The sequence below is a fragment of the Bradyrhizobium sp. USDA 4011 genome (assembly GCF_054063415.1).
Map to the genome: position 1 here is coordinate 3,169,308 of NZ_JBSSGG010000001.1, position 13,470 is coordinate 3,182,777.

Annotated in this window: 8 protein-coding genes; 6 read left to right on the forward strand and 2 right to left on the reverse strand. The window is 59.7% G+C overall.

Going from position 1 to position 13,470, the window contains the following annotated elements; all coding sequences use genetic code 11:
• Nucleotides 1-62 precede the first annotated feature (62 nt).
• Entirely contained in the window at nt 63-806 is a 744-nt protein-coding gene (locus ACVW1C_RS14825; RefSeq protein ID WP_456759056.1) for a c-type cytochrome, read from the forward strand.
• A gap of 35 nt (nt 807-841) precedes the next feature.
• Here ACVW1C_RS14825 and ACVW1C_RS14830 read toward each other — a convergent pair whose 3' ends face one another.
• Nucleotides 842-1,897, reverse strand: a complete 1,056-nt coding sequence (locus tag ACVW1C_RS14830; protein ID WP_456759057.1) for a SphA family protein — start codon at nt 1,895-1,897, stop codon at nt 842-844.
• A 610-nt stretch (nt 1,898-2,507) separates the two neighbouring features.
• On the opposite strand from ACVW1C_RS14830, the gene ACVW1C_RS14835 reads away from it, so the two are divergent.
• The 3 genes from ACVW1C_RS14835 to ACVW1C_RS14845 all read left to right on the forward strand — a co-directional run bounded on the left by ACVW1C_RS14835 (nt 2,508) and on the right by ACVW1C_RS14845 (nt 8,414).
• Nucleotides 2,508-4,256 (forward strand): adenylate/guanylate cyclase domain-containing protein, encoded by a 1,749-nt coding sequence (locus ACVW1C_RS14835; protein WP_456763085.1) that lies wholly within the window; start codon nt 2,508-2,510, stop codon nt 4,254-4,256.
• 102 nt (nt 4,257-4,358) lie between these two features.
• A complete protein-coding gene (locus tag ACVW1C_RS14840) occupies nt 4,359-5,762 on the forward strand; it encodes an arylsulfatase B (protein WP_456759058.1) in 1,404 nt (467 codons plus the stop codon).
• A 495-nt stretch (nt 5,763-6,257) separates the two neighbouring features.
• The gene (locus ACVW1C_RS14845) at nt 6,258-8,414 is read left to right on the forward strand and encodes a tetratricopeptide repeat protein (RefSeq protein WP_456759059.1); all 2,157 of its coding nucleotides are present in this window, start codon (nt 6,258-6,260) and stop codon (nt 8,412-8,414) included.
• 71 nt (nt 8,415-8,485) lie between these two features.
• On the opposite strand, the gene ACVW1C_RS14850 is transcribed toward ACVW1C_RS14845, so the two are convergent.
• Nucleotides 8,486-8,854 (reverse strand): hypothetical protein, encoded by a 369-nt coding sequence (locus ACVW1C_RS14850; protein WP_456759060.1) that lies wholly within the window; start codon nt 8,852-8,854, stop codon nt 8,486-8,488.
• A gap of 242 nt (nt 8,855-9,096) precedes the next feature.
• On the opposite strand from ACVW1C_RS14850, the gene ACVW1C_RS14855 reads away from it, so the two are divergent.
• Together ACVW1C_RS14855 and ACVW1C_RS14860 are read left to right on the forward strand one after the other, a co-directional pair.
• Nucleotides 9,097-11,742 (forward strand): arylsulfatase, encoded by a 2,646-nt coding sequence (locus ACVW1C_RS14855; RefSeq protein ID WP_456759061.1) that lies wholly within the window; start codon nt 9,097-9,099, stop codon nt 11,740-11,742.
• A gap of 528 nt (nt 11,743-12,270) precedes the next feature.
• Nucleotides 12,271-13,470 (forward strand): OpgC domain-containing protein, encoded by a 1,200-nt coding sequence (locus tag ACVW1C_RS14860; protein ID WP_456759062.1) that lies wholly within the window; start codon nt 12,271-12,273, stop codon nt 13,468-13,470.

The following is a 13,470-nucleotide window of genomic DNA, read 5'->3' on the forward strand; positions in this document are numbered from 1 at the left end:
TTCGACCGACGCCTTGATTGAGATCAACGCTGACAGGCGATTGGACTCCCATTCTCACAACCATGACCGAGAAACCGGGCAAGATCCTGCGGACGCTGCTATTGGCCACGATCCTTGCAACGTTTTCGTTGCCGAGTGAAGCGGCACCGCCTGATGTTGCGCCAGCCGGAAGCCAGCCTTCCGCGCTATCAGACCTTATGATCAGACTTCAATTCCAGCACATCAAGCTGTGGTTTGCAGGCCGCCTCAACAACTGGAGCCTTGCGACCTACGAGGCTCAACAGATCGACGCCAGCCTCAAGAACATGAGCAGGCCATCGCCCGGCGGCGCGGACGCCAATCGTGCCATCGAAAAACTGCAGGCGGTCCGCGAAGCGATACAATCGCTGGACGTGTCCGCCTTCACCCAGGCCTATTCGGCCCTCACGAACGAATGCAACGGCTGCCACCGCGCCAATGGTTACGCTTCGATCACCATCCAGGTCCCCGTCAACTCGCCATTTCCCGACCAACTGTTCACGGATCAGGTGGCCGACGGGCGCGCGCTCGCCAATGCCTCCTGCGGCGGTTGTCACGTCGTCTCGGATGGGGCGAAAGACACACCGGCGTCTGGCTTTCCTGCCCCGCGTTTCGTGGAGATCAGCAAGCGGACTTCGTTTTCCGCCGATGGCCTTCGGCAATATCTGATGTCAGGACATCGCAGGCTGGGACCAGATCAGGCCATGCCAAATCCGAGACTTGCGGACTACCAGATCGAGGCGATCATTGCGTACTTTGAGGCTTTACGTGCCGGCGGAGCGCGCTAAGGCAAGTGCTCCCTTTCACGAGCAATCATGGACGGCTATTTCCGCACCATATGATTTGTCGGCGTTACCGTGCTGGCCGGCGGAGCTTCGGAGATCGCAAACGTCAGCCAGGTGTTCCAGCCGGACGGCCGGTTGGCGGCATCGAACTCGCCATACCCCTTCAGGCCCAGGAAGGCCTGATTGTTTCCGATCGGGAAGATATATCCAATCTGGGGACCGACGCCCAACACGCGCGAGCGAAATCCGCCGAGAGCGGGGATCTGCCCGGAGTCGTCGGTGATCTGCTGATAGGCGTAGCCGACGAGACCGACGAAGACCTGCTTCGACAAGAACTGCGACACGCCCCAATCGAAGTGAAAATCGACGCCGCTCTGATATTGGGTCGTAGGGTTCTTGAAGTTGTAAGTGAAGCCGCCGACGCCCGAGAATTCGACGCCTGACGCGGGGTTCAGATAGGTATATCCGCCGCCGAAATCGATCGCACCATGGCCGATCCCGACATTGGCCAACCGGCCCGCATCGTAGTCGCCGACTGGAATGTCGCCAGCGGCATAGACCATGTAGTTGTGAACACCGTTGTTCCACTTGAGCTTGAATGTCGGGTAGTAATCTCCATAGGAGACCAGCGCGTCCTCCAAAAATCCCATGTGCTGCGCCACAATCGGCCCCGCGGTCGACGTCAACGTCCCGGCGAGGCTCGCGGAGTTTCTGCCGTAAATCCCGGCTACGCTTGCAGAGAACTGGCCTCCCAATACGGGCGTTGCAAACGTGTAGGTCGGCGCAATAAACATCAGATCGGCCTGTCCGGCCAAGGCCACGTTCAGGTTGACATTGACGGTCGGGGAAAATCTTCCAATCTGGGCCTCTCGGGCGGCAGCTGTCGCCCCCGACGCATCCACGTTCGCGTGGTAATAAATGGCGCCCACCGACCAACCGGGGGTGGACGGTGTGGCAGCAAGGCTGCCGTACAATCCCGGCAGCCAAAACGAGATGCCGCTCTCATCGGCACGGGAAACATCAGGTGAGAGCGCGAGAACGGAGCTCGCAGCAGCGAAGCCAAACGCCCAAAGTATCTGTACGTTTCGTGTCATCGCAAGTCTCCCCAAACCATTTGTGAAACCTCGCCAGCATTCGACATCCGTCTTCCCAAGGCAACCCCATGCCGGCACAACTCCCGCACTCATCCCACCTTGGAACGAGGGCTTTGCGCCTATCAAGATCGGCAAAGAGACGCACGGAGCGACAGCCGGGCGCCACCCGCGTCGGTTCGAGGACCGAGCCGAGCGTGCGCAGCAATGCGGTCCGCACCCGATCCGGCGCCATGATCTCCAGCGAAAACACAATCAAGGTCTGCTTCTTTCAGTCGCATCCGGGCATCGGTGATCTTCACATCGTGGGTTCGCAAGAAGCGGGCCAACACGTCCGAGTTACGTGCTTGTTCGAAAACACGCTTTGAATCAGAGTAATGCGGGACAGCGCTTCTCGGTTTGCAGGCTCCTTCGATGCCCAGGCTCCGAAATGTCGGAGTCTCTCCGAAATCTCGGAGTCAATTGGCACGGGCGGGGATGATCTGCCGGCGCACCGTTTGACGCACATCAAACGGAAGAAGACCGTCTCGGTCGATGATTTGCCCTGCGCACGGACAGCAGACGCATGGGAGGGCGCGCCATTTCCAATACACTCACACTTCAGCAGATCAAGATGTTCCCAGGATCGATCATCAAGCAGTCGATCAGGCGGCGCATCGTTGCCATTGCCGTCGGACTGATCGTCCTTATGGTCGCGATATCGATTCTCTCGATGGTGATGGTCGGGCGCGTCGGCCATCTGCTGGACGAACTGACCGAGAGATACATCCCTGCCAACACCCATCTGACACGGATCAACATCCTGTCGTTCGAGCGGGCGCTCGCGCTGCGTCGCATGGTGATCGCGAAGATGCAGGATCCGCCTGACGAGCTGGGATATAAGGCACGCAAACAGTTTTACGAGGCAAAGGACGCGGATATCGACGAAGAAGCTGACGCCGCACGCAAGCTCATCAGTGCCGTGATCGACGACAGCAGCACACCCTCTGACAATACCGCTCTGGCACGCATCGACAGCCGTATTGAAAGCCTCGTGGGCGAGTTCCGTCGTCTTTTGAGGCAGGAGTCGGGAGACCTGCTCGCTGCGCTCGATGCAAGGGATTTTTCAGCAGCCCGGCGCAGCATTGGCAGGACCGACACAATGCGCGACGAATACAACGAGAAGGTAGAGGCCGTTCGCGCTGATATGCTCAAGGTGAGCTATGGCGCCATCGCGACGATCCGGTCGGAGCAGACCCGGGCCGTGCAGACCTCGGCGCTCGTGACCGCGCTTGCCGCAATCATCGGACTGATCTTTGCCAACCTGGTCAGCGGCGGCATCATTCGCTCGGTCAGAAAGCTGCTCGACGGTACGCGGGCAGTCGAGGCAGGTCAGCTTGAGCAATCTATCGATGTGCGGACGACCGATGAGATCGGGCAGCTGGCGGCGGCGTTCAACCGGATGGTCGTGCAATTGCGGACTAACCAGCGTGTCAGGGAAACCTTTGGCAAATACGTCGATCCCCGCGTCGTGGAGGGATTGATCGAGCGGCCTAACCTGACGGCGGCAGAAGGCCAGCGCAGGGTCATGACGGTCCTGTTCTGCGATCTGAGGGGCTTTACCAGCCTGGGTGAGGGCATGACCCCGCAAGGCCTAGTCAAGGTCATGAACCGCTACCTTTCGATCATGTCCGAACCGATCCGAACCAACCGCGGGATTATCGATAAGTATATCGGCGATGGTATCATGGCCTACTGGGGGCCTCCCTTTGTTGATGATGCGGACCACGCGCGCTTCGCGTGTCTTGCCGCCGTTGAAATGGTCGATCGCATCGCGACTCTGCGTCGGGAGATTCCTGAATTGCTGGGCGTTCTCGGCACCCCAATGGAGACGTGCGATCTAAGGATCGGTATCGCGACCGGCGAAGCGCTGGTCGGCAGCATCGGGTCCGACGTCATGATGAGCTATACGGTTATGGGAGATGTCGTAAATTTCGCATCGCGGCTCGAGGGCGCGAATAAGGTGTACGGTACCCGCAATCTGGCTTCTGAGAGAACGATTGCCGCGGCGGGCGCCGCGCTTGAGGTCCGCGAGATCGATCGTGTCGTGGTGGCGGGCCACGCCCGCTTCGACGTCGTTTTTGAAATCCTTGGATCGAAGGGCAAGGTCCTGCCGCAACAACTTGCGTTGCGGGACAGCTATCTGGAGGGGCTTGCGGCCTACCGCGAGCAGCGATGGGATCACGCGCTCGCAAAATTTGGCGAAGTGCTCGAGGCTATGCCTGGCGACGGACCATCGATCACTATGCTCAAACGTACCAAAGACCTGAAGGCAAGCCCGCCGGCTCCGGGCTGGGATGGCTCGTGGCACATTGAGAAATAAGCGTCTTTCAACCCATTGCCGCAGTCTGCGGACATGTTTATTGCACAAGGACGATTAGATATGAGATCGATGACAGGGTCCGGATACGTTTCGGTTCTCCTGATGCTGTTCGGCTGGCTTGTCACCGCGTTTTCGGCCGTTGCACAGCCGAGCGACCCGCAGCCCAACATCATCTACATCCTGGCCGATGACCTGGGTTGGGCCGATGTCGGCTTTCACGGGTCCGACATCAAGACGCCAAATATCGACAATCTGGCTCAGACCGGCGCGAGGCTCGAACAATTCTACGTGCAGCCAATGTGTACCCCGACGCGGGCAGCGCTGATGACGGGCCGTTATCCGTTGCGCTATGGGCTGCAAACCTTGGTCATCCCCGCTTCAATGTCCTACGGTTTGCCGACGGACGAGTGGCTGCTCCCTCAGGCGCTCAAGGAGGCGGGCTATGCGACCGCGATCCTCGGCAAATGGCACCTCGGGCATGCGAAACGCGAATTTTGGCCCAGACAGCGCGGATTCGACTACCAATACGGCGCGCAACTCGGTGAAATTGACTATTTCACCCACTCTGTCGGCGGCAAATTGGATTGGTATCGAGACAACAAGCCGGTCAATGAAAAGGGCTACGTGACGACCTTGCTGGGTGACGACGCTGTTCGTTACATCGGTGCACAGAGTTCCAAAAAGCCATTCTTCATGTATCTGGCTTTCACCGCCCCGCACACGCCGTACCAAGTTCCACAGGAGTACACCGACAAGTATAAGCAGATCACCGATCCGAACCGCCGCACGTATGCCGCAATGATCACGGCGATGGACGAACAGATCGGCAGAGTTGTGCAGACATTGGAGCAACGTGGGCTGCGCCAGAATACGCTGATCATCTTTCACAGTGACAATGGTGGCAATCAGTCAGCCCATTTGGCCGGTGAAACCGAGGTGAGGGGACCGCTGCCGGCCAACAACGGGCCCTATCGTGGAGGCAAGGGAGATCTGTACGAGGGAGGCACCCGCGTTGCCTCTCTCCTGAACTGGCCAGGTCGGATCAAACCTGGGACAGTCGTAGACCAAATGATCCACGTCGTGGATTACTATCCGACATTGGCAAAGCTGGCGGGCGCAAGCCTGAGCAAGACGAAGCCGCTTGATGGATACGACATGTGGCCGACCATCACCGAGAGCAAAGTATCGCCTCGAGACGAGGTCATCTATAATATCGAGATGTACCGTGGTGCAGTTCGCAAGGGAGATTGGAAGCTTGTGTGGCGAACGACATTGCCCTCCAAGATAGAGCTGTTTAATTTGGCCCAAGACCCGTACGAGAAGGTCAATCTCGCCGGCACAAATCCGGAACGAGTTCTCGAACTCCAGAAACGAATCGATGGCCTGGCGGTCGAAATGTCGAAATCCCTTTTGCTAACCGAAGTATTCAAAGGCGTAACCAAGGGGCTGACCGGCAAACCTCCGGTGCTACCCGATGAAGACGCCTTTTTCGAACAGGCCGATTGATCGCTTGCTGCCCCCCGTCAGGTGTCATCCAGGCTCGCCGACTGGCAAGTCCTGGCTCGTTTCGAGCTACCTATTCCCAGGGAGGGAGTCCGACTTGCACGTCCCAGAGCATTGGCCGATGATCAATTGCTAGGCCCCGATCGTGGCATCACGATCTCAACGCTGAGGGTGTGATTGGCACGCAAGCGGCGCAAGCCCGACACCAACAAGGGATCGCGAAACGCTCCGACCGGCGACGCGTCTCAGGCCGCCGCGTCGCCTGCTGACGCACGATCGAAAGCGGCCCGTTCATCGAGGCGCACAATCTGGATAGCGATCGCGGTCGCGTTGACGATCCTCCTCGTGTCCGGTCTGGCGTTTCATCTGCTGAAAGCCGGCGGACAAGTCTCGACTGCGCAGGTCTATTCCGCCGCAACCTTCGTCGGCAGCGAAACCTGCGCAAGCTGCCATCAGTCCGAAGCCAGGCTCTGGAACGTCTCGCAGCACAAAATTGCGATGCAGCATGCCACCGACAAGACGGTGCTCGGCAACTTCAACGATGCCAGCTTCGACCATTACGGCGTGCACTCCCGCTTCTTCCGTAAGGACGGAAAATTTCTGGTCGAGACCGATGGGCCTGATGGCGAACCCGCCGTCTTCGAGGTGAAATACACCTTCGGCGTCGATCCGTTGCAGCAGTATCTGGTGGAATTCCCCGATGGCCGCATCCAGGCGCTCTCGATCGCCTGGGACAGCCGCCCGCAAGAGAAAGGCGGCCAGCGCTGGTTTCACATTTATCCCAATGAGGAGATCAAACACGACGATGTCCTGCACTGGACCAAGTTGAACCAGAACTGGAATTTCATGTGCGCGGAATGCCACTCCACGGGCGTGCGCAAGAATTACGATGCCAAGGCCGATCACTTCGCCACAAGCTGGGCGGAGATCAGCGTCGGCTGTGAGGCCTGCCACGGCCAGGGATCGCGTCACGCCGCCTGGGCGCGCGAACAACAAGGCTGGTGGCCGTTCGGCAAGCGCGAGGATCCGAGCAAGGGGTTACTCGCACTGCTCGATGAGCGTCGCGGTGTTACCTGGCCGATCGATCCGCAAACCGGGATCGGCAAGCGGAGCGTCGCGCCGGCCACCCTACGCAAGGAGGTCGAGACCTGCGGACTGTGTCATGCACGGCGCGCCTCCTTCCACGAGGACTGGATACCCGGCCAGTGGCTTTCGCAGACCCATGTGGTCGAGCCGCTCGCGCGCAATACCTATCATCCGGATGGCCAGATCCGCGACGTCGAGGAACCGTATAACTATGCGCCGTTCAAACAGGGCAAGATGTTTGCCGCAGGCGTGACTTGCAGCGATTGTCACGAGCCGCACAGTGCCAAGCTTCGTGCACCCGGCGAAGGCGTCTGCCTGCAATGTCACACGCCGGAGAAATACGCTGACGTTAAGCATCGCCACCATAGTGGCATCGAACCTCAGCCCACCTGCATCTCCTGCCACATGCAGACCCGCACCTACATGGTCGTCGACCCCCGCCATGACCATACCTTCCGCGTCCCGCGTCCCGATCTCTCGCTCACGCTTGGTACACCCAACGCATGCAATGATTGTCACGGCGACAAGCCGGCTCAGTGGGCTGCCTCGGCCATCGAGCAGTGGTTCGGTCCCAAACGAGAGGGTTTCCAGACATTTGGGCCTGCCTTCCACGCCGCGCGTACCGACCAGGCCGATGCAGCAGCCCTTCTCGGCATCATTGCCGCGGACAAAAATGCGCCGGTGGTCGCGCGCGCCAGCGCGCTGAGCGAACTGGCCCCATGGGTCTCGCCTGCAAATGTCAATCTCGCCCGGAGCGGGCTCTCCGATCCCGACCCGATGGTGCGGATCGGAGCCCTCGACATGCTGGCAAACGTACCAGCGTCCCAGATCTGGCCATCGGTGTCTCCCCTTCTGGCTGATCCCGTGCGCGGCGTCCGGATCAGGGCAGTCGCGCTGCTTGCCAACGTCCCTGTCGCGAGACAGCCGCAAGGCGATCGTGCGCACTTCGATCTGGCGGCGGCCGACTTCGTCGCCGCGCAACGCGCCAACGCCGAGAGGCCCGAGGCGCGGACCACGCTGGCGAACTTCCTGGCGCAGCGCGGACAGCCGGCCGAGGCCGAGGCCGAATACAAGGCAGCGTTACGGCTTAGCCCGCTGTACACGACCGCCGCTATCAACCTTGCCGACCTCTATCGGCAACTTGGCAGGGACAAGGACGGTGAAGCGGTGCTGCGCTCAGCGATCGTAGTGGCGCCGCGCGACGCCGCAGTTCAGTACGCGCTTGGGCTGACCCTGACACGGCTGAAGCGCACCGACGAAGCCCTCGCCGCATTTCAGATGGCTACCGAGCTGGAGCCGGCCAGCGCGCAATATGCCTATGTCCATGCCGTCGCACTTCATTCGGGCGGTCGCGCCGGGGAAGCCATGACGGTTCTGACCGAGGCCCTGAAGAGCCATCCCAACGATCGCAGCATCCTTTCCGCGCTCGTTGCATTCAACCGTACGGACGGCAATGCTGCGGCCGCGCTGACCTATGCGCAACGCCTTGCCGTCATCACACCGGGAGATCCCAGCTTGACGAAGCTTATTGACGAGCTTCGGGAAGCGGCCAAGCCCCCGGCCCGATGACCATCTCGGTTAATTACGAATCCCAGATCATGCATGAGGGCTGGGCTGGGACGTCGCGACCGGGACTGGAGTTAGTTGTTGCGGCTCTTGCTGGCACCTTTGAGCTTGGGCCCGGAAGAAGGCGATTTCACCCAATCTGCCATCTGCATGCAGATCAGCAAGTCGACGTAACTGTCGTTTCCGCCCGCCGTAGCCTCGGCTTCGCATCTGTTTCTCAGCTCGGTGGAATTCGCAAGCCAGAAGGTGGTGAGTTGCTGCTGCGCGGCATTCTCGTCGCGCATGCAATCGTCAAAGCTCTGGGCCAGGTCCAGCCCCATCGCCTTGTCGGTTGCTACCGTGGCCTTGCACGTCGCTTCGACGTTGAGTTGCGGCACGCGATCACTGACGGGGGTCACGAATTGACTTCCAATCATTGCCATCGATAGCAGCGCGATCTTCATTGGGAAGCTCCTTATGAACGGCCCGTTGCGAATTTGCACTTCGACGAGAAGCGGCCTGTGGCGAGATGATCAACGTTCGAGATTTGAAAGCCGCGATCACCGACAAACATTGATATGGATCAATTGCGAGCCGCCGCGACAGGTGATCATTTTATTTTATGGTGCGGAATGAGTTTGCGCGCCTCGTGTTGCCCGACATCAAGCAGCTTCAGTTTTGGACTTTTGGGATCAGGGAGTTCGCCATGAAAGCGTACTTATCAGCGCTGATCATCTCAAGCGCGGCCTTGCTGGCCTCGGCTTCGGCACCGGCTCAGCAGGTCAACGGCACCCTGGGCTTGCCCGGTGCGACGACGACCATCACGGGCCAGCAGCTCCCGCCACCCGATCCGAAATTCGGAGGCGTAATCAAGGACGGCGCGCTGCAATCCAAGCCTTGGTGGCCGCCACGCGTGGCGCCACCCCGAGGCGCGCCGAACGTGTTGCTGATCATCACCGACGATGCGGGCTTTGGCGTACCGTCCACCTTTGGCGGCGTCATTCCCACGCCGACCATGGATCGCATCGCCAACAGCGGCCTGCGCTACAACCGCGTTTTCTCCACCGCGCTATGCTCGCCGACACGCGCAGCGCTGATCACCGGGCGCAACCACCATTCGGCCGGCTTTGGCGTCGTCTCGGAACAGGCGACCGGCTTTCCCGGGTACAACAGCATCATAGCCAAGGACAAGGCCACGATCGGGCGCATCCTGCTCGAAAATGGCTACTCGACCGCGTGGTTCGGCAAGGACCACAACACGCCGGCCTTCGCGGCGAGCCAGGTCGGACCGTTCGATCAGTGGCCGATCGGGATGGGCTTCGAGTACTTCTATGGGTTCGTCGGCGGTGACGCCAATCAGTGGGAGCCGAACCTGTTCCGCAACGCGACGCAGATCTACCCGTTCCTTGGCAAGGAGCCGGGGACCTGGAATCTCGTCACGGCGATGGCCGACGATGCTATCGACTGGATGACGCGGGTGCACCAGACCGACCCGAGCAAGCCAATCCTCATCAAATACGCGCCAGGCGCCACGCATGCACCGCATCATCCGACGAAGGAGTGGGTGGACAAGATCAGCAAGCTGCACTTGTTCGACGAAGGCTGGAACAAGGTGCGCGATCGGATCTTCGAGAACCAAAAGCGCCTCGGCGTGATCCCGATGGACACCAAGCTGTCGCCCTGGCCAAAGGATATCCTGAAGGAGTGGGATCAACTGACAGCAGACGAAAAGAAGCTCTATATCCGCCAGGCCGAGGTCTTTGCCGCCTTCGCCGCCTATAGCGACCATGAGATCGGGCGCGTAATCCAGGCCTTCGAGGACTTGGGCAAGCTTGACAACACGCTGATCATCTACATCAACGGCGACAACGGCACGAGTGCCGAAGGCGGCCCGCTTGGCACGCCGAACGAGGTGGCTTTCTTCAACGGGGTGTCGGTGCCCGTCGATGTCCAATTGGCAAAGTACTACGACGTGTGGGGAACCGAGCAGACCTACAATCACATGTCGGCCGGCTGGTCGTGGGCTTTCGATGCGCCGTTCTCCTGGTTCAAGCAGAATGCGTCGCAGCTTGGCGGCACCAACCAGAACATGGTCGTGTCATGGCCGGCACGCATCAAGGACAAGGGCGGCCTGCGCGAGCAGTTCATTCACGTGATCGACGTGGTGCCCACGATCCTCGAAGCCGCAGGCATCCGCGCACCGGAGATGGTGGACGGTATCGAGCAGGCACCGATCGAGGGCACAAGTTTCGCCTACACGTTCGACAAGGCAAACGCCAAAGTGTCGACGCGACACAAGACGCAATACTTCGAGATGATGGGCCAATGGGCGCTGTATAACGAAGGCTGGTTCCTCAGTACCAAGGTCAATCGCGCGCCTTGGGAGGCTTTCGGACCGGCCAACCCCGATCCGCTGAACAACCAAGTGCTTCAACTCTATAACCTGACCCAGGATTTCAGCCAAACCGAGGATCTTGCGGCGAAGAATCCGCAGAAGGTCAAGGAGCTGAAGGAGATGTTCGTCGCCGAGGCCAGGAAGTACCACGTCTTCCCGATGGACGCGTCGGTTGCTGCACGGGTAGTCGCGCCGCGCCCGAACATCACCGCCGGCCGCTCGGAGTTCGTCTATACGCGACCAATGACCGGCCTCCCGCAGGGCGACTCTCCCGTGCTGCTGGATACCTCGTACACGATCACCGCCGACATCGAGGTGCCGGCCGACGGCGCGGAGGGCATGATCCTGACGTCGGGAGGACGCTTTGCCGGCTACGGTTTCTATCTGCTGAAAAACAAGCCCGTGTTCCTGTGGAACCTGCTCGACCTACAGCGGATCAAGTGGGAGGGGACCGAAGCGCTTTCGCCTGGCCGGCATACGATCGCGTTCGACTTCAAGTACGAAGGCACCGGAGTCGGCACGCTTGCTTACAACAGCTTCAGCGGTCTCGCCCAGCCCGGCACGGGTACATTGTTGGTCGACGGCAAGCAGGTTGATACGAAGCGGATGCCGAAGACACTGCCGATGATTCTGCAATGGGACGAGAGCTTCGACATCGGCTCGGATACGCTGACCGGCGTCAATGACTCCGACTACAAGCCGCCGTTCCCGCTGACCGCCAAGCTTATCAAGCTGACGGTCAAAGTTGATCGTCCGCAGTTGTCGCCCGACGATGCCAAGAAACTGCAAGCCGCGATGCAGGCAGCGAGCGACGGACCGGTTGGAGAGGATCTCGATTTGGTCCAAAAGATCGAGATGCGGATCGACCAGAGAGAAGATTGCCGCAAGCAGGCGGACGCAAAGGGGCTTGGTCCCATCGAACGCATCGGATTCGTGCGCAACTGTATGAAGCAATGACCATGCGGTGAGGGATGAACGGAGGGGCTCCTCTCAAGGAGTCCCTGCCAAATGGCCCACGCTACATAGTTCTGCAACGGCAAGATTTCGACAATAGCGATTGAACCGTAGGACGACACGGAGAAGGCCGTGCAAGGATGGAAGGCGGCGCTGTGTTGAAGAAGGGACCGGGACTATCGGACTGAGCAGAGCGTCCGAACGTCGGGCCCCGGACTATGGGGCGGTTTCGCCAGCGCCGCTGGCTCCCCCGCCGGCTGCTGCGTCGCCGCGATCTCCCGGCAGATGGTCAGCCGATTTCGCGATGCACACACTCTTCTATTGGACACCGACATTGACGCATGCGAACCTCCTCTCGAACTCCGGCATTTCGGAGAAGCTACGGCATTTCGTAGTCGCTTGCTGGCGCCGGCGATCCGCATCTGTACTTAACATGATGATATTGCGAACATCTTATCGATACCGCGGAGCCGCCTCAGCATTGGCCTGCTTCTTGCGAACAATGCCCAACACGACGATTGGAGCACCCTAATGCTCAACCAGGACACAGCTTCTCTCTCGCACCGTGTGGAGCGCGATCTGCGGCTCGATCTGTTCCGCGGAATTGGGCTGTGGATGATCTTCCTCGATCACATTCCGGATGACGTCGTCGCATGGTTGACCCTGAAGAATTATGGCTTCAGCGATGCCGCCGAGTTCTTCGTGTTCATTTCCGGCTATCTCGCCGGCTTCATCTACGGCCCGATCATACGCGGCGGCCAGTTTGTCGCCGCCACCAAGCGGCTGCTGACACGCGTCTGGCAGATGTATATCGCCCATATCATGCTGTTTCTGCTGTTTACGGCGCAGATCTCCCGCACAGTTCGAAGATTCGACAATCCGATGTACACGGACGAATTCAATGTTCACACTTTTCTCGAGCATCCCGACATCCTGATCGGCCAGGCACTCACACTGCGCTACAAGCCGGTCGACCTCGACGTGCTGCCGCTTTACATATCGCTGGTCGCCATTTGTCCGCTGGTTCTGTGGTGCATGGTGCGCCGCCCGAACTGGACACTGCTCGGCTCGGTCCTCGTGTACATCGGAGCACGAGTCTTCGATTGGAATCTCGCATCTTACCCGCCCGGGACGCACTGGTACTTCAATCCGTTCGCCTGGCAATTGCTGTTCTTCTTTGCTGCATGGTGTGGCGTTGGAGGCGTCGCAAAACTGCAGGGCCTGATCCACTCCCGCGTGGCGCAGGCGATTGCGGTCGCGTGGATGGCGTTTGCTCTGCTGATCGTGATGAGCTGGCATAGTTCGTTCCTAGAATCCCTGATTCCGAAGTGGATGGTCAAGGTGCTCTATCCGATCGACAAGACCGACCTCGATATGCTGCGTCTCACGCATTTCCTCGCCTTGGCCCTGTTGGTCGTCCGATATTTTCCACGCAAATCGGAGATACTCGCATCCAAATGGCTGCGCCCGATAATCCTGTGCGGTCAGCATTCGCTGCCGATTTTCTGCTTCGGCGTATTCCTGTCCTTTGCCGCGCATTGGATTCTGGTTCAGCACGCCCAAGGTGGCGCGCGCGCGCTATGGATGCAACTGCTCGTCAGCGTCGGCGGCATACTGATCATGATCGGGATCGCATGGCTTCTGGATCGGGCGCAAAAGGTCCCCGACCTGTTCGTCGAAGTCACCGAATTAGATGAAAGCAGACCGGCGATCGAAGCCGGGAAAGCGTGA

Excerpts from the sequence above, each read along its gene's own strand:
- ACVW1C_RS14825 (WP_456759056.1), top strand. The coding sequence starts at position 63 with ATGACCGAGAAACCGGGCAAGATCCTGCGGACGCTGCTATTGGCCACG.
- ACVW1C_RS14830 (WP_456759057.1), bottom strand. The coding sequence starts at position 1,897 with ATGACACGAAACGTACAGATACTTTGGGCGTTTGGCTTCGCTGCTGCG.
- ACVW1C_RS14835 (WP_456763085.1), top strand. The coding sequence starts at position 2,508 with ATGTTCCCAGGATCGATCATCAAGCAGTCGATCAGGCGGCGCATCGTT.
- ACVW1C_RS14840 (WP_456759058.1), top strand. The coding sequence starts at position 4,359 with ATGCTGTTCGGCTGGCTTGTCACCGCGTTTTCGGCCGTTGCACAGCCG.
- ACVW1C_RS14845 (WP_456759059.1), top strand. The coding sequence starts at position 6,258 with ATGCAGCATGCCACCGACAAGACGGTGCTCGGCAACTTCAACGATGCC.
- ACVW1C_RS14850 (WP_456759060.1), bottom strand. The coding sequence starts at position 8,854 with ATGAAGATCGCGCTGCTATCGATGGCAATGATTGGAAGTCAATTCGTG.
- ACVW1C_RS14855 (WP_456759061.1), top strand. The coding sequence starts at position 9,097 with ATGAAAGCGTACTTATCAGCGCTGATCATCTCAAGCGCGGCCTTGCTG.
- ACVW1C_RS14860 (WP_456759062.1), top strand. The coding sequence starts at position 12,271 with ATGCTCAACCAGGACACAGCTTCTCTCTCGCACCGTGTGGAGCGCGAT.